At 61.9% G+C, this 15764-nt stretch carries 15 protein-coding genes; 2 read left to right on the forward strand and 13 right to left on the reverse strand.

The annotated features are described in order from the left end of the window. Positions 1-165: 165 nt before the first annotated feature. From ACTG2W_RS07340 to ACTG2W_RS07385, 10 genes are all read right to left on the reverse strand, one after another. A complete protein-coding gene (locus ACTG2W_RS07340) occupies positions 166-777 on the reverse strand; it encodes an FKBP-type peptidyl-prolyl cis-trans isomerase (protein WP_005338405.1) in 612 nt (203 codons plus the stop codon). Between the two features lie 150 nt (positions 778-927). Then, the gene (locus ACTG2W_RS07345) at positions 928-1653 is read right to left on the reverse strand and encodes a copper homeostasis protein CutC (protein WP_106842436.1); all 726 of its coding nucleotides are present in this window, start codon (positions 1651-1653) and stop codon (positions 928-930) included. Between the two features lie 41 nt (positions 1654-1694). Beyond that, positions 1695-2597 carry an ROK family protein gene (locus ACTG2W_RS07350; RefSeq protein ID WP_106842435.1) on the reverse strand — a complete coding sequence of 301 codons (903 nt, stop codon included), beginning with the start codon at positions 2595-2597 and terminating at the stop codon, positions 1695-1697. Positions 2598-2705: 108 nt separating this feature from the next. Further along, positions 2706-3212, reverse strand: a complete 507-nt coding sequence (locus tag ACTG2W_RS07355; protein WP_005338408.1) for a GNAT family N-acetyltransferase — start codon at positions 3210-3212, stop codon at positions 2706-2708. Continuing rightward, complete coding sequence (locus tag ACTG2W_RS07360) at positions 3200-4006, reverse strand: M48 family metallopeptidase (protein WP_106842434.1); 807 nt, start codon at positions 4004-4006, stop codon at positions 3200-3202. The genes ACTG2W_RS07355 and ACTG2W_RS07360 overlap by 13 nt, the downstream gene beginning before the upstream one ends. A 181-nt stretch (positions 4007-4187) precedes the next feature. Continuing rightward, entirely contained in the window at positions 4188-5162 is a 975-nt protein-coding gene (locus ACTG2W_RS07365) for a PstS family phosphate ABC transporter substrate-binding protein (RefSeq protein ID WP_005338411.1), read from the reverse strand. Between the two features lie 178 nt (positions 5163-5340). Beyond that, on the reverse strand, positions 5341-6636 hold the full coding sequence (phoR, locus tag ACTG2W_RS07370) for a phosphate regulon sensor histidine kinase PhoR (protein WP_005338413.1): 1296 nt from the start codon (positions 6634-6636) through the stop codon (positions 5341-5343). Between the two features lie 8 nt (positions 6637-6644). Beyond that, a complete protein-coding gene (phoB, locus tag ACTG2W_RS07375) occupies positions 6645-7334 on the reverse strand; it encodes a phosphate regulon transcriptional regulator PhoB (protein ID WP_005338414.1) in 690 nt (229 codons plus the stop codon). A gap of 101 nt (positions 7335-7435) precedes the next feature. Continuing rightward, complete coding sequence (locus ACTG2W_RS07380) at positions 7436-7846, reverse strand: VOC family protein (RefSeq protein WP_106842433.1); 411 nt, start codon at positions 7844-7846, stop codon at positions 7436-7438. 129 nt (positions 7847-7975) lie between these two features. Further along, entirely contained in the window at positions 7976-9655 is a 1680-nt protein-coding gene (locus ACTG2W_RS07385) for a sigma-54-dependent Fis family transcriptional regulator (protein ID WP_106842432.1), read from the reverse strand. Positions 9656-9891: 236 nt separating this feature from the next. Between ACTG2W_RS07385 and exaC the strand changes: the two genes are divergently transcribed. Continuing rightward, entirely contained in the window at positions 9892-11409 is a 1518-nt protein-coding gene (gene exaC / locus ACTG2W_RS07390; protein ID WP_106842431.1) for an acetaldehyde dehydrogenase ExaC, read from the forward strand. Between the two features lie 80 nt (positions 11410-11489). On the opposite strand, the gene ACTG2W_RS07395 is transcribed toward exaC, so the two are convergent. Then, entirely contained in the window at positions 11490-12275 is a 786-nt protein-coding gene (locus ACTG2W_RS07395) for a helix-turn-helix transcriptional regulator (RefSeq protein ID WP_106842430.1), read from the reverse strand. A 233-nt stretch (positions 12276-12508) separates the two neighbouring features. Between ACTG2W_RS07395 and ACTG2W_RS07400 the strand changes: the two genes are divergently transcribed. Continuing rightward, the gene (locus ACTG2W_RS07400; RefSeq protein WP_106842429.1) at positions 12509-13408 is read left to right on the forward strand and encodes a DMT family transporter; all 900 of its coding nucleotides are present in this window, start codon (positions 12509-12511) and stop codon (positions 13406-13408) included. A 76-nt stretch (positions 13409-13484) separates the two neighbouring features. On the opposite strand, the gene ACTG2W_RS07405 is transcribed toward ACTG2W_RS07400, so the two are convergent. Both ACTG2W_RS07405 and ACTG2W_RS07410 read right to left on the reverse strand, forming a co-directional pair. After that, complete coding sequence (locus ACTG2W_RS07405; RefSeq protein ID WP_075115718.1) at positions 13485-14180, reverse strand: response regulator; 696 nt, start codon at positions 14178-14180, stop codon at positions 13485-13487. 3 nt (positions 14181-14183) lie between these two features. After that, entirely contained in the window at positions 14184-15752 is a 1569-nt protein-coding gene (locus tag ACTG2W_RS07410; RefSeq protein ID WP_005358863.1) for an ATP-binding protein, read from the reverse strand. Positions 15753-15764 lie beyond the last annotated feature (12 nt).

The following is a 15764-nucleotide window of genomic DNA, read 5'->3' on the forward strand; positions in this document are numbered from 1 at the left end:
TGAGTCGCAGTATGCCTGTTCCCGTTTCTGAAAAAACCAGTAAAAAGAGCAAAAGTGCCGCCCTTTTCTGCTCTCCAGCCCGCTGGTCGCGACAAATGCTGTCTATCACATAACCCAAAAGCAAACGGCGACCCGAGGGTCGCCGTTTGCATCAAGCCAGCAGGATCACAGGATGTCCAGCAGCTCGACTTCAAATACCAGTGCAGAGTAAGGCGGGATGGAGCCCGCGCCACGGGCACCGTAGGCCAGATCGTGGGGGATGTAGAGCTTCCACTTGGAACCAACCGGCATCAGCTGCAGCGCTTCAACCCAGCCAGCGATCACGCCGGTCACCGGGAATTCAGCCGGCTGGCCGCGAGCGACGGAGCTGTCGAATACGCCACCGTGGGTGAAGGTACCGTGGTAGTGCACACGCACGGACTGACCGGCTACCGGAACGGCACCGTTGCCTTCTACCAGCACTTCGTACTGCAGACCGGAGTCGGTCACCTTCACTTCAGCGCGCTTGGCGTTATCAGCCAGGAAGGCTTCGCCGTCAGCAGCCGCGGCCTTGGCGGCGGCTTCCTGCTCTTCTTGCATACGCGCAGTGATCACCTGGAAGGCATCATTGATATCGTCACGGCTGACCGCGAACTCCAGACCATTCAGGGCATCTGCCAGACCTTGTTGCAGGGCCGGGATATCCAGACCGGCGAAGGCTTGCTGCGCCAGCTGATCACCCATGTTGCGGCCGATGCCATAGCTGGCCTTCTGTTCGATAGAGTCGTATTGGGACATTGAGATGTTGCTCCAGATCCATGTAGTAAAGAGGCGGGATAATATCAGACTTTTGGCCGGGGTGCTGCCGGGGACGCCCCTGATTTCCCCGTCAGTGGGAGGAACTTCACACAAGATGCGGATGAACGCCGCCCAACGGCGGCGATCTGCTTAACCGCGATCCAGCAAGGCTCTGACCGCGGCCACCTTGGCGCCATCGGTGATATTGACCCGGCCATCATCCGAGGTGCCCATATTTACGCCATGGGGCACCATGCCGCCGCGCCAGCCCATGCCGGACATATGCACTTCGCTCACCCCGGTGAACTCGATGATGGTCCGCACGTTGTCGGCATTGACCCCGGCCCCCGGCATCAGGCTGGCACGTCCCGCCAGCGCTTGTTGCATCTCCTGCAGGGTCTCGAGCCCAGCCAACGCTGTCGGCGCATGGCCCGAGCTCAGAATGCGCTCGCAACCGGCCGCGACTATGGTCTCCAGATCGAGGCGCCAGTCTGAGGAGAGGTCGATGGCGCGATGGAAGGTGACTCCCAACGGCCCTGCTGCATCCACCAGCTGTTTGAGCTTGGCGGCAGGCACCCGCCCTTCCTCATCCAGCAAACCGACCACCACCCCTTGCAGCCCCGCAGCGCGTGCCGCCGCGATATCTTGCAGCATCATCTCGAACTCCCCGTCGTTAAAGCAAAAATCCCCGGCGCGCGGGCGGATCATGGCGTACACCGGCACACTGGCGTGGCGAGCAGCCAGCTGCATAAAACCGTAGGAGGGGGTCAGGCCACCCAGGCCCAGCGCAGAGCAGAGCTCGATGCGATCCGCCCCGGATTGCTGGGCGGTGAACAGGGATTCCAGGTTGTCGATACAGATTTCAAGACGGGTCATGAGGACTCCTTTTTCGGGGAGATCAGACCCCACATCTGATCTCATAGATTGAGCAAGGCTGCGCCGCGCACACCACCGGCACCGCCGAAGCGGGCCTGGTGGATCTCGGGCAGGGCGACCCCGGGCAGCAAGTGACCGGGCAGACGCAGCGGCAGCTGTTCATAGAGGGCGGGCAGGCCGCTCAGGCCCCCCCCCAACACCACCACCTCGGGATCAATCACCGAAATGGCAGTGGCAAGCCCGGCGGCCATGATCTCCAGCCAGCAGTCGACCGTCTCGACCGCATGGGGTTCATGGGCCTCGAAGCGTCCCACAATCTGGTGACCCGTGGCGCGCTGGCCATGGAAATGGTGATAGAGACGCTCCAGACCGGTGCCGGAGGCATAGGTTTCAAAACAGACTAGACGGCCGCAGCCGCAACGGGGACGGGGCAAATCGGGGTACTTCATCAGCATGGTCGCGGGCAAGGGGTAGTGACCAATCTCGCCAGCCAGCCAGTTGCGCCCCTGAATAAGCTTGCCCGCCAGATAAACGGCGCCGCCGATGCCGGTGCCGATGGTGACGCCGAGCGCACTGCCTGCGCCGTCGGCTGCCCCTTGATGCACTTCGGACCAGAGAAAGCAGTTGGCGTCGTTATCCACCTTGACCGGCCGCTCCAGCAGTTCGGCCAGATCGGCGCCCAGATGGCGACCATTGATGGAGGGCAGATTGGCCGCCACTATGCTGTGATCGTGGCTGTTGATGACACCGGGGAAACCGATGCCGACCGAGCCCCGTGCGCCGAAGCGGGCATCCGCCTGCTCGACCCGGGAGCGGATCAGCAGCTGCAGCCCCTCATAATCATTGCCCGGGGTGCTCATGCGCTCCTCATGGCAGAGGTTCAATGCACCGTCATAGACCGCGAAGGCGATCTTGGTGCCACCGATATCAAAGCCGTAATACATGCCAGCACTCCCTTGTCAGCCCGTGTTTATCCAACTCTGTTCCAAGGGGGACATTGTATTAATTCGCAAAAAAAATAAAGTGACCGAAGGCGAAAAACGGGAGAGTGATCAGAGCAAACGGCTCATTTGTCGCTGCAGGCAGGGCTGCCCGAGGCTTATCAGGGTGCGCTCCTCACCATCAAAGACGAAGCCGCGACGCAGGTAGAACCCCTCGCCTATGTGGTTGCCATCGAGCAGCCACAATTTGACGCTATGGCAACCGGCGCGGCGCATCTGCATCGCCACCGCCTGCCACAGCCGTTTACCATAGCCTTGTCGCCAGTGGTCGGGATGGAGGTAAAAAGCGCGGATCAGGGCATGACTCTGCCCCGCTTCCTGCTGTGGTTGCCAGTAGAGCAGGCCAATCACCACCTCATCGAGACAAAGCAGCATGGGCCTTGGGCCCGGCTCGGCCAGACGGCTCTGCCAGATCTGCAGATGAGCGGTGACATCGAGCTGTTCCAGCAGGTCGGCACCGAGCACCTGGCCATAGGCAGCGAGCCAGCTAGCTCGCTGCATCACCGTCATGGCGGCGGCATCGTCGCTGCGCGCCATGCGCAGGCTTATGCCTTGCATTGGGGCACCAGACCGTTGGCGCGGGCTTGCTCATAGAGCGGCAGCACTTGCGCCTGTTGCGCCTGCAACTCGGCGATCCGGTTCTCGTTGCTCGGGTGGGTGGAGAGCAGTTGCGGCGGGGAGTTGCCACCGGCGGCGGCACTCATGTTTTGCCACAGGGGGATCGCCTCGGCCGGATTGAACCCGGCGCGCGCCATCAGCTCAAGTCCGAGCCGATCCGCTTCGCTCTCCTGAGTGCGGCCGTAGGGCAGCATCACCCCCACCTCGACCCCGAGGCCAAGGGCGGCCATGGTGGCGCCGCGATACTCGCTGGTGCCCATGGCAATGTCCGCAGCCGCCAGACCGAGCCCCGCCAACTGGCTGCGCGAGAGTCGTTCGTTGGAGTGCTGGGCCAGTACGTGAGTCAGCTCGTGACCGATGACGGTCGCCAACTGATCCTGATTCTTGGCCACCTTGAGCAGGCCGCTGTAGACCCCGATCTTGCCGCCGGGCAGGGCGAAGGCGTTGACCTGTTTGGAGTCAAACACCACCACTTCCCAGTTGGTGATGCCATAGCTGGCCGGCACCTGGGCAGTCACCGCCTTGGCGACACAGGAGACATAGGCGTTGAGTTTGGCATCCTTGCTCACTTTCTCCTGCTTCTTCATCTGCTCGAAGGAGTCAGCGCCCAGCTGGTTCATCTGCTGGGGAGAGTAGAGCAGCATCTGGCTGCGGCCGGTCGGCGACTGGGCACAAGCGACCAGCAGGGAACTACAGAGGGCTACCATGCCAAACTTGGTGAGGGACGCAATCATGAAGGGATCCTTTGCCATAACGTTGCCCTATTCTCGGAAATGCCGCCCTGCTAAGCAAGGGAGCCAGCCCCCGGCTGGCGGAAAAATATCCATCCTGCGCTATTAACAAAACTGACAGCTGCCAAAAACAAAACGAGCCCGCTTGGGGCTCGTTTTATCAGGGCATGCTGACTGCGGGCAGTTACATGATACCCAGCTTTTTCAGGTCAGCCTGTACCACCTTGGCCGGCACCGGCACGTAGCCATCTTTGGCAACGATGTTCTGGCCTGCTTTGGAGAGCATCATCTTGACGAACTCTTGCTCCATCGGGGAGAGCGGCTTGTTCGGATGCTTGTTCACGTAAACATACAGGAAGCGTGACAGCGGATACTTGCCGGTGATGGCGTTATCGGAGGTCGCTTCGATGAAGGTCTTGCCATCCTTGGAGAGCGGTACCGCACGCACGCCGGAGGTGACATAACCGATACCGGAGTAGCCGATGCCGTTCAGGGAGGCAGAGACAGACTGCACCACGGAGGCAGAACCCGGCTGCTCGTTCACGCCGCTCTTGAAGTCGCCGTTACACAGGGCGTGCTCCTTGAAGTAACCGTAGGTACCGGATACGGAGTTGCGACCGAACAGTTGCAGATCCTTGCTGGACCAGTTGCCGTCCAGACCCAGATCAGACCACTTGGTGGCAGCCTTGGCTTCGCCGCACTTGAGGGTGCTGGAGAAGATGGCATCGATCTGCGGCATGGTCAGCCCCTTGATGGGGTTGTCCTTGTTGACGAACACCGCCAGGGCATCGACTGCAACGCGGATGGCAGTCGGCTTGTAGCCGTAACGCTTCTCGAATGCTTCCTCTTCACCGGCCTTCATGGCACGGCTCATCGGACCGAACTGGGCAACACCTTCGGTCAGGGCAGTCGGCGCGGTAGAAGAACCGGCGGCCTGGATCTGCACGTTGACGTTGGGGTACAAACGCTTAAATTCTTCGGCCCACAGGGTCATCATGTTGGCCAGGGTGTCAGAGCCGACAGAGGACAGGTTGCCCGAAATGCCGCTGGTCGGTGTGTAATCCGGCAGGTCTTTATCCACACCGGCAGCCAGGGCGCTGACAGAAAACAGGGTTGCTGCGGTGAATCCGATTACACCAGCCAGTTTGTTGAGTTTCATCCAATCTCTCCAAAGTTACAGAAGGTCCGTTCTTAAGACGGCGCCAGTATCTGACCTGGCAGTGACAAATTTATGGATTTAATGTGACACTTTAATGACATGGCGACAGATTTGAACAAATGAAAAGAGGGCCCGTTCAAAGGCCCTCTTTTTGCAGCTAACCCATTGCCATAAAAGACTATTTAATCACCACCATGCGACTCGGAATGAGAAAGCTGAAGCGGCTGCCAAGGCCGACCCGGCTCTCGATATCGAGCTGGCAGTCGTGATGACTGAGGGCATGCTTGACGATGGCAAGGCCCAAGCCTGAGCCGCCGGTATGGCGTGAGCGTGCCTTGTCGACCCGATAGAACCGCTCGGTCAGCCGCGCCAGATGCTCGGGGGCAATCCCCTCCCCTTCATCGCTCACGGCAAACAGCGCCATCGCCCCCTGCTTGCGCCACTCCACCGTAATTTTTCGCCCCGCCGGGGTGTAGTGGATGGCGTTATAGACCAGGTTGGAGACGGCACTGCGCAGCTGCTCCTGATCCCCGCGCACCAACAGATTGGGCTGCACCACAAATTCGAGCTGGTGGGCCCGTTCGCCCGAGAGCGCTCGCGCCTCCTGCTCCAGCAGCCCCAGCATGGCCGGCATGTCCACCAGATGGGAGAGATCCACGGTCGGGGCCGCCTCGATACGGGAGAGGGTGAGTAGCTGATTGACCAGATTATCCATCCGGATGGTCTGCTCCATCATCACCCGATGCGCCTTGGCCCACATGGCGGGCGGGGGCGGCTCCTCGGTCATCTCCAGATAGCCCTTGAGCACGGTCAGTGGGGTGCGCAGCTCGTGAGAGACGTTGGAAACGAAGTGCTTGCGGGTCTTCTCGAGACTGCGCAAGCGGGTGACATCGCGCACCACCAGCATCGCCTGATCCGAGGCGTAGGGCATGATGCGAAACTCGAGAAACTTCTCCTCGTTGACCGGGGAGTGCATCTCGAGGGGCTCGTCATACGCCCCCTTGCCCAGATAGGCGTTAAAGGCCGGATTGCGAATGAGGTTGCCGATATGCTGGCCGGCATCCTCCGGCCAGCGAAAACCGAGCAGTTGCTCCGCCAGCCGGTTGCACCAGAGGATGCTGCCATCGGTGCGAAACACCACTGCGGCATCGGGCAGCGCCTCGGCACCTTCCCGGAAGCGGCGGATCAGCCCCGCCAGCTCGCGGCGACGGGCACGGTGACGCTGCTGCAACTTGTAGATACCGTTGAAGATGTACTCCCAACTGCCATTGCCGCTGGGGGGCACCAGGCTGCGGTCGTGCCACAGCCAGTCAGAGAGACGCTTCTGGAAGCGATAGTGCCAGCCCAGATGCAACACGGCCGCCACCAACAGGCAGAGGGCAAGATGATCAATCAACCAGCCAACCAATGCGAAGGGGGCGTAAAAAAACGCCATTCGCCACAACTGTCGCCGCCAGGCGTAAGGTTGCAACATAACTGCCTCTAGAGACGGGTTGAGAAGCGGTATCCGGCTCCACGCACCGTCTGGATCAATCTGTCGTGCCCTGTCTCTTCAATCGCCTTGCGCAGGCGACGAATATGCACATCCACGGTTCTGTCCTCGACGTACACATTGGTACCCCAGACATTATTGAGCAGCTGTTCACGGCTGTAGACCCGCTCGGGGTGAGTCATAAAGAAGTGAAGCAGCTTGAACTCGGTCGGCCCCATGTCGAGCGCCTTCTCTTCGGCACTGACCCGGTGGGAGACAGGATCGAGTTTCAGCCCCTGCACCTCGATCACCTCGTCTACCGAGGTGGGCGACACGCGGCGCATCACAGCATGGAGGCGAGCGGTCAGCTCCTTGGGCGAGAACGGCTTGGTGATGTAGTCGTCGGCACCGGCCTCCAGACCACGCACCTTGTCCTCCTCTTCACCGCGGGCGGTGAGCATCACCACCGGGATCTGGCGCGTCACCTCATCCTGCTTGAGCTGCTTGATAAACTGGATGCCACTGCCGCCCGGCATCATCCAGTCGAGCACGATGAGTTCGGGGTAGGGTTCGCGCACCTTCGCCAGTCCATCGGCGTAATCTTCCGCTTCAATCGTCTCATATCCCTTCTGCTCCAACACGAAGCAGAGCATTTCGCGGATCGGTGCTTCGTCCTCGACCACCAGAATTCGCTTAGCCATTCCCTTCTCTCTCCTCTGTGAAGATGGGTGCGCCAATTATTAGAATTTTCTGTGACACTTTTATGACTTTATGACAGGCGGGATGATAAACGTTTTCAGATTCAGTTGGCAGCAGTACGTTGCAACAAGTCCCACCGGTTGCCGCTGATATCCTCAAATACCACCACGGTGCCATATGGTTCATCGCGGGGCTGTTCACAAAAATGAACACCGTACGCCTGCATGCGCTGGTAATCCCCCCAGAAATCAGTGGTCTCGAGGAACAGGAATACCCGGCCACCGCCCTGCTGGCCGATGGCGGCCTGCTGCTGCGCATTGGCCGCTTGTGCCAGTAGCAATGCGGAACCGGGGGTGCCTTTGGGGGCAACCCGCACCCAGCGCTTGCCCGGTTTGCCCGGTTCATCGAGCCGAGTGTCCTCCAGGAGCGCAAAGCCAAGTCCCTCGGTAAAAAAGCGAATGGCCTGATCGTAATCAGCCACCAGCAGGGTCAGCGCCCCTATGTGTTGTGACATGGCAGAAAATCCTCAACGGATGAGTCAACGGGCGCAATGCCCCGGCTAGGGCGCATCATAGCGGCTGGATGGGCAGGGCTCCAGCCATCATGTGCGTCTTGAAAACGACCGGTGAGGGGGAGTGAGCACTCAAGGGGCTTCGCGCAGCGTCCGGTAGAGGGTGGTGCGGCTGATCCCCAGCTGGCGCGCGGCCTCGCTGACGTTGCCGCCGCATGCCGCCAGCGTTTGCTGCACCTGCCGCCGGGTTTGTTCACGCAAGCTGGTCGCCTCCCCCATCGGCAAGACGCCGGGCTCTGTGGCCACACTGGGCAGATGCAGGTGGGCGGGTTCTATCCAACCCAACCCCTCTGCCAGCACACAGGCCACTTCCAGTGCCTGCTTGAGCTGGCGCACGTTGCCGGGCAGCGGATGGGCCAGCAGCTGTTGCTCCGCATCGCGGGTCAGACGCAGGGTCCGGTCCATCTCCGCCAACAGTCGCTGGATCAGCCCCAGACGCTCAGCGGCAGGCCAACGGCGCAGCGGCATCAGCTGCTGGCGCCAGCCGCAGATCCGGTAATAGAGGTCTTCGCGAAATGCGCCACTCTGCACCATGGCCGCCAGATCCCGGTGGCTGGCACTGACCAGCCAGAAATCCACCGCCTCCGGCTTGTGACAGCCAACCGGCGTCACGCTGCGCTCCTGCAATACCCGCAACAGTCGGGTTTGAGCCTGCAGCGGCAGTTCGCCAATTTCATCGAGCATCAGCATGCCGCCGTGGGCTGCACGCAGATAACCCTGACTGCCCTGACTGCGGGCACCGCTGAAAGCCCCGCCCACATAGCCAAACAGCTCGGCTTCCACCAGATCTGCTGGTAACGCGCCACAGTTGACACACACCAGTGGCTGATCCCGCCGACTCGACGCTCGGTGCAGGGCCCGTACCAGATGCTCCTTGCCGCTGCCGGTCTCCCCCTCGATAAGCAGCGAAATGCCGCGCTCCAGCATCTTGAGCGGCACCTGCTGCGGAGGTAGCACCGAGCTTGAGTGACCCGGCAGCGCGGTGCAGGAAGAGGTCACGTCCGCTGCTGGCACCAGCCGCAAGCCACGCCCCTCGCGCAGCAGTTGCCTGCCATCGAAAGGGTGCTGACCGAGCCAGAGTCGACCTGCCCGGTTGGCGCCGAGCAGTTCCCCCTCCTCTCCCAGCAGCAGACGGGCGGACCAGAGGCTCTGGGGATCGAGATCCACCAGCCAGCCCGGCTGACGCGCCAGCAGTGCGTTTTCGAGGGTCATGGCCAGCAGCCGCACCGTGCCCAGCATGTCGCCATCGTGATGGGCAGCATCGGTGGAGATATCGAGCACCCCGAGCAATTGCCCATCCGGCCCGAGCAACGGGCAAGCGCTGCAACTGAGGAAGCTGTGCTGGGCGAAGAAGTGCTGATTGCCGAGCACCTGCACTTCACTCTGCTCGGCCAGCGCGGTACCGATAGCGTTGGTGCCCTTGCTCGCCTCACCCCAGCGGGCGCCACTGCGCAAAAAGATACGCTCGGCATGGCGGGCGAACCCCTCATCACCGCTGGCGGCCAGAATGGCCCCCTCACCGTCACACAACAACAGGCGACAGGGGCGACCGGCCAGCAACTGGGCAAACAGCGGCAGCACGAAGCGCTGGAAGCAGGAAATCAGAGCTCTGTGCTGCTCCTGACGGGCCGACAGCTCCCCCTGGGGCAGCAAGTCCAGATCGGCACTCTGCTGGCGGCTCAGCCCCTGATGCAGGCAACGCTGCCAGGAACGCTGGATCGGACCGGGACCGGGTTGAAGTGACTCACTCATCACGCCTCCTGTTCACAAACAGCACGACTGTCTCGGCCACTGTCCAGAAACGGTACAGTTTTATCGCAATAGCCGTGGTCATTGGTTAACCAAGATACGCTGCCACACCCCATTTGATAACGTTTTTGTAACCTTCTGCCTGCTGGTCAGACCCTTTGGCACGCCCCTTGCGATATCAGCTGGCAACCGGTCTGTCAGCCAGTCCGGTCAGGATCACACACATAAAGGATGATGAGATGATTTATACCGCTCCCGGTCAGGCAGGTGCCCTGGTCAGCTTCAAATCCCGTTACGACAACTTCATCGGTGGTGAGTGGGTGGCACCTTGCGCCGGCCGCTACTTTGAAAACATCTCGCCGGTGGATGGCAAAGTATTCTGCGAGGTCGCCCGCTCCGACGCCGCCGATATCGAACTGGCGCTGGATGCCGCCCACAAGGCGTTCACCAGCTGGAGCAAGACCAGCGTCACCGAGCGCAGCAATCTGCTGCTGCGCATCGCCGATCGCATCGAGCAGAACATCGAGCGACTCGCCATCGCCGAAACCTGGGAGAACGGCAAAGCGGTACGCGAAACCCTGGCGGCAGACCTGCCGCTGGTGGTGGATCACTTCCGCTACTTCGCTGGCTGCATTCGCGCTCAGGAGGGCTCGGCCGCCGAGCTGGATCAGAACACAGTCAGCTACCACTTCAAGGAGCCCATCGGCGTGGTCGGCCAGATCATCCCGTGGAACTTCCCGCTGCTGATGGCCGCCTGGAAGCTGGCCCCGGTGCTCGCGGCCGGCTGCTGCAGCGTGCTCAAGCCCGCCGAGCAGACCCCGGTCACCATCATGCTGATGATGGATCTCATCAAGGACATCCTGCCCCCCGGCGTAGTCAACGTGGTCAACGGCTTCGGCGCCGAGGCAGGTCAGGCGCTCGCCACCAGCAACCGGATCCAGAAACTGGCCTTTACCGGTTCGACCGAAGTGGGCGCCCATATCCTTCGCTGCGCAGCCGACAAGCTGATCCCCTCCACCGTGGAGCTGGGCGGCAAGTCCCCCAATATCTACTTCGCCGACGTGATGCAGCACGAGAGCAGCTACATCGACAAGGCGGTAGAAGGGATGCTGATGACCTTCTTCAACCAGGGGGAAGTGTGTACCTGTCCCTCCCGCGCGCTGGTGCAGGCCAACATCTATGACGACTTCATGGACCGGGTGCTGGCCCGCGCTCGCACCATAGTGCAGGGCAACCCCCTCGATACCGCCACTCAGGTGGGGGCGCAGGCGTCCCGCGAGCAGTTCGACAAGATCCTGGGCTACATGGAGATCGGCCGCGGCGAAGGGGCCAAGATGCTGATCGGCGGCGGCCCGGCCAAGGTGAGCGGACTGGAGGGGGGATTCTACATCCAGCCCACCATCTTCTCCGGTCAGAACAAGATGCGAGTATTCCAGGAGGAGATCTTCGGGCCGGCACTCGGGGTCACCACCTTCAAGGACGAGGCGGATGCTCTGGCCATTGCCAACGACACCCAGTACGGGTTGGGGGCAGGCCTGTGGACCCGCGACAGCAATCTGGCCTGGCGCATGGGGCGTGGCATTCAGGCTGGCCGGGTCTGGGTCAACTGCTACCACGCCTACCCGGCACACGCCGCCTTTGGCGGTTACAAGAAGTCGGGGATCGGCCGCGAGACCCACAAGATGATGCTGGACCACTACCAGAACACCAAGAACCTGTTGGTGAGTCACGACATCAACCCGCTCGGCTTCTTCTAGCGCAAGCAGGCGTCATCAGAAAGGGCGCCTGCGGGCGCCCTTCTTGTTTTGCTTTACCAGATGACATGTCCGGCAATTAGTTATCTGCCCGACTGCTGGCGATAACGCTGGGGGGAGCAGCCCAGCTCCCGGTTAAACATGGCGATAAAGGCCGAGGTGGAGCCGTAACCGAGCCGCCAGCTGATCTCCTGAATGGGCATGTCCCCCTTGAGCCAGGCCAGCGCCTTGAGCAACCGCAGCCGCGCCCGCCACTGACCGAAACTCATCCCCAGCTCCCGCAAGCAGCGCCGCGCCAGGGTGCGCTCTGTGGTGTGCAGTTGTCCGGCCCACTGAGCCAGAGTACGGGGATCGGCAGGATCGCTGTGCAACGCCGCCAGCATGGGAGCCAGCAGCTTGTCCTGACTCATCGGCAGGTAGCTCTCCTGACAGCGGGTGCGCGCCAGTCGCTCCACCAGCAACTCGGCCTGACGCTGATCCCACTCATCCACCATATGGCTCACCCGCCGTTCGCAAAAATCGCTCAGCAGGGCGCGAATAAGCGGGGTGAGCAGTAGCAATCGGGGCTCTGGCGGCAGCTTGGCCGCCAGCTCGTGGCTGACGTAGATGGAGGTGTAGTCGAGGGTCTGCTCGTTGTAAGAGGTGTGGTCGAGATCCGCCGGTACCCAGATAAGGTAGTCGGCAGGGGCCACCAGTCGCTGATCCCCCAACTCTATCTCCATGATCCCCAGGCTGATCATGTTGAGCTGGCCCCAGGGGTGGGAGTGCAGCACGGTCGCGCTGTCGGCCAGCATCTGCTGGTAACTGAAAAAGAGCGGATTGGGAGCGGGCAGAACGACATCTACCGGCTGAAAGTGGTGAGTGGCCATCAGCGCCCCTTGTCAGCGAGAGAGAGGAGCAGGCGTGATGCAACGCCCTGTTGGCTCGGTCTCCGGCACAGGCCAAAAGCCGCCATCAGTTGCGGACTGACGCAGCCCGTGTGGGCCGGAATAAGGTACATCAGAAAGAGTTGTCTTTTCTGCTGGGTCATCTGTCTGTTTTACGCTACTTGATAATATAAAGACAAGGGTAGACTTGGCCCCCTGTTAATAAGGAGCCTCTGATGCGAATCTTTTCCCCTCTTCTCTTTCCGCTGATGGCTGTGCTGATCTGGGCTACCAATACCGTGGTGTCCAAGGCGGCCGCCAGCGTGCTCGACCCCGCGGCCATCTCCTTCTATCGCTGGGTGATTGCCGCCCTGGCGCTGACCCCCTTCTGTCTGCCCACCCTCTGGCGGCGACGCAGTGAGGTTCGCCCCTGGCTCGGCAAGCTGCTGGTGCTGGCAGCGCTCGGTATGGTGCTCTACCAGTGCCTAGCCTATTACGCCGCCCACAGCACCTCGGCCACCAATATGGGGGTGATCGGCTCCCTCATTCCGCTGCTCACCCTGCTGCAAGGGGCGCTCTTCTTCGGCCAGCGTCCCGGCAAACAGGCACTGCTCGGCATGAGTATCTCCCTGTTCGGGGTGCTCTGGCTGCTTGGCAAGGGCGAGCCGCTCGCCCTGCTCCATAACGGCATCAACCCGGGGGATGGCATGATGTTGCTCGGCTCCGCCAGCTACGCCCTTTACGGCCTCTTGATCCGCCGCTGGCACCTGCCGTTTGGCCCCTGGCTAAACCTCTACATGCAGATCCTGCTGGCGGTACTGCTGCTGGTGCCGCTCGCCCTCAGTGCCGACTCGATGGCGGTGCCGGCAGAAGGGTGGGGACTGGTGCTCTTCGCCGGGCTCGCCTCCTCCCTGCTGGCAGCCTACTGCTGGATGCGCGGCCTCGCCTGCATGGGCGCCGAGCGCACCTCGGTCTTTATGAACCTGATGCCGCTCTGTACGGCGCTGATAGCCGTCGTCGGCCTGGGCGAACCGATCCACGGCTATCACCTGCTGGGTGGCGGACTGATCCTGGGCGGGGTGATGATCTCCCAGCTGAAGGGGCGTGCGCCGTTAGCCGAACGGGAAACCGCCTGAGAACCAACATCGTCCGGAAACAACAAGGGAGCCCATGGCTCCCTTGTTGTTTCTGCAATGTACACCAGTGCGCATCTCAACCGGCCCGGCGCCAGCGGTAGCGCCGCTCCGGCCGCCCCCGCTGACCGTAGTTGAGATCTACATCCACCCGATCTTCCGACTCCAGATACTCCAGATAGCGGCGCGCCGTGGTGCGGCTGAGGGATAGCCGCAGCGCCACCGTGTCGGTGGAGAAGACGCTCTCCGGCTCGCCCGCCAGCAGATCCAGCACCTGACGCAGGGTGATGCTGTCGATCCCCTTGGGGGTGACGCGCATCTCCTTGATCTGGGAGCGCCCCCCCTTGCCCAGCAGCTTGTCGAGATCTTCCTGCTCCAGCCGACCCCGCTCGCACAGACGGCTGTGCAGTTGCAGGATCTCATCCAGACTCTGCTGGATGCGAAACAGCCGCAATGGTTTGATGACGTAGTCATGAACCCCCAGATTGAGGGCCTGCTGGATGGTCTCCACATCCCGCGAGGCAGTCACCATGATGACATAGGCTTCGCGGTTGTGGCTGCGCAGGCGGCTCACCCACTCAAGGCCGGAGCCATCGGGCAGGGAGACATCCACCAGCAGCAGTTGGGGCACCACACCGGCCATCATGGCATCGGCCTGGGCCAGGGTGCCGGCCCTCCCCAGCAGGGAAAACCCCGGGGTCGCCGCCACCAGCTCCGACAGGATGGCACCGATCCGATCGTCATCTTCAATAACAAGCGTGATTATTGGGTCCATGGCTCACATTAATTGGTTTTTATTCAAGTAGATACCAAACAGGGTGGTCTGCTCGGCGGTTCGCCGCCATTCTATCACACCCTCGTGCCGACCCACGGTCTCCTTGACCAGGAACAGTCCCACCCCATGATCGCCGCTCTGGCGACTCACTCCGTAATCGAACAGATGATCGGCCAGCTCCTCGTCGACCCCCTCGCCGCTATCCTCCACCTCGATCACCAGTCGCCGCCCCACATCGCACAGGGACAGCAGCACCCGCGGCGGCCGCTGCTGGCGGTTGCGCCAGGCCGCCTGCAGGCCGTTATCCAGCAGGTTGCCAATGAGGGTAATGAGATCGGCCGAGACCGAGGCCGGATACTCCGCCAGCGCCGAATCGGGATCTAGCTCCAGGGTCACCCCCAGCTCGCGAGCCCGGCTGAACTTGCCGAGAATAAGCCCCGCCACTGGCTTGTTGTCGATCAGCCGCAGCAGCTCCTGCAGCATGGTCTGGCACGCTTCGTTCTCCTGCTGGATCAGCTCCACCGCCTGATCCACATGGCCCAACTGCAACAGGCCGGAGAGGCTGCTCAGCTTGTTGGCGAACTCGTGGCTCTGCATCCGCAGCATCTCGGCATACTGACGCAGGTGGGTCACCTGCACCCCCAGACTGGCGGCCACCTCTGGGCGGCTGAAGATCAGCAGCCGCCCCGGTGCCTTGCCCTGCACCGCCTGCCAGCGACCGACAAAGGACTCCCCCTGAATGGTGAAGCTCACCTCGCCCCCCTCCTGCTCCAGACAGGGGGCAAGGGGCGGCACCAGCTCCGCCAGCGACTGCCCCTGCAGGGCATGGCGCCCGGTGACCGGCAGCCGCAGCTGATAGCTGGCGGTGCTGTTGATCATGTTGATGTTGCCGCGGCCATCGAGGGCGATGACCCCTTCGGTGATGTGCTCCAGCACCAGATCCTGCAGGGTGAAGCGGCGCACGATCGCCTCCGGCTCCAGATCGAGCAGGGTCTTGCGCAGCAGGTATTGCACCCAGAGCGCCAGCAGCAGACCACACCCCAGCACCGCTACTATGGCGCTGATGAGCAGGGCCACCCGCTCCATATAGATGCCCTCCACCTGCTGCATCAGATAGCCCACCACCACGGCCCCCATGACGCGCCCATCCCCACCCACCACCGGGGAGAAGCAGCGGATCGCCGGCCCCATGGTACCCCTATCCTTGGAGCAGTAGCTGCGCCGCTCCTGCAGCGCGGGCCAGATATCCTCGCCGCGAAACTTCTGCCCCACCAGATCGGGGTTGGGGTGGCTGAGGCGGCGACCATGCTCATCGGTCACCACCATATAGGTGGCGTCGGTGCGGTTGCAGACCGCCTCCACATAGTCGCGCAGGGTAGGATCACTGCCCTGACGCAGAGCCTCAACCACCCGGGTATCGGCCGCCATCACCCGTGCCAGATCGCTCCCCTTATCCTGCAGATTGCTCTCCAGCAGATGACGGATAAAGAGGGCCAGCAGGCTGCCCAGAATGAGGATCAGCAGCAGGGAGAGCCCAAGAGAGAGGGTGACCAACTGGTGGCGAAGTTTCATGCACATACCTTA

The sequence above is a fragment of the Aeromonas sp. 96A genome (assembly GCF_051919165.1).
Lineage (GTDB): Bacteria > Pseudomonadota > Gammaproteobacteria > Enterobacterales > Aeromonadaceae > Aeromonas > Aeromonas veronii.

Coding starts and splice junctions, on each gene's coding strand:
- ACTG2W_RS07340 (WP_005338405.1), bottom strand. CDS start 777: ATGTCCCAATACGACTCTATCGAACAGAAGGCCAGCTATGGCATCGGC.
- ACTG2W_RS07345 (WP_106842436.1), bottom strand. CDS start 1,653: ATGACCCGTCTTGAAATCTGTATCGACAACCTGGAATCCCTGTTCACC.
- ACTG2W_RS07350 (WP_106842435.1), bottom strand. CDS start 2,597: ATGTATTACGGCTTTGATATCGGTGGCACCAAGATCGCCTTCGCGGTC.
- ACTG2W_RS07355 (WP_005338408.1), bottom strand. CDS start 3,212: ATGCAAGGCATAAGCCTGCGCATGGCGCGCAGCGACGATGCCGCCGCC.
- ACTG2W_RS07360 (WP_106842434.1), bottom strand. CDS start 4,006: ATGATTGCGTCCCTCACCAAGTTTGGCATGGTAGCCCTCTGTAGTTCC.
- ACTG2W_RS07365 (WP_005338411.1), bottom strand. CDS start 5,162: ATGAAACTCAACAAACTGGCTGGTGTAATCGGATTCACCGCAGCAACC.
- phoR (WP_005338413.1), bottom strand. CDS start 6,636: ATGTTGCAACCTTACGCCTGGCGGCGACAGTTGTGGCGAATGGCGTTT.
- phoB (WP_005338414.1), bottom strand. CDS start 7,334: ATGGCTAAGCGAATTCTGGTGGTCGAGGACGAAGCACCGATCCGCGAA.
- ACTG2W_RS07380 (WP_106842433.1), bottom strand. CDS start 7,846: ATGTCACAACACATAGGGGCGCTGACCCTGCTGGTGGCTGATTACGAT.
- ACTG2W_RS07385 (WP_106842432.1), bottom strand. CDS start 9,655: ATGAGTGAGTCACTTCAACCCGGTCCCGGTCCGATCCAGCGTTCCTGG.
- exaC (WP_106842431.1), top strand. CDS start 9,892: ATGATTTATACCGCTCCCGGTCAGGCAGGTGCCCTGGTCAGCTTCAAA.
- ACTG2W_RS07395 (WP_106842430.1), bottom strand. CDS start 12,275: ATGGCCACTCACCACTTTCAGCCGGTAGATGTCGTTCTGCCCGCTCCC.
- ACTG2W_RS07400 (WP_106842429.1), top strand. CDS start 12,509: ATGCGAATCTTTTCCCCTCTTCTCTTTCCGCTGATGGCTGTGCTGATC.
- ACTG2W_RS07405 (WP_075115718.1), bottom strand. CDS start 14,180: ATGGACCCAATAATCACGCTTGTTATTGAAGATGACGATCGGATCGGT.
- ACTG2W_RS07410 (WP_005358863.1), bottom strand. CDS start 15,752: ATGAAACTTCGCCACCAGTTGGTCACCCTCTCTCTTGGGCTCTCCCTG.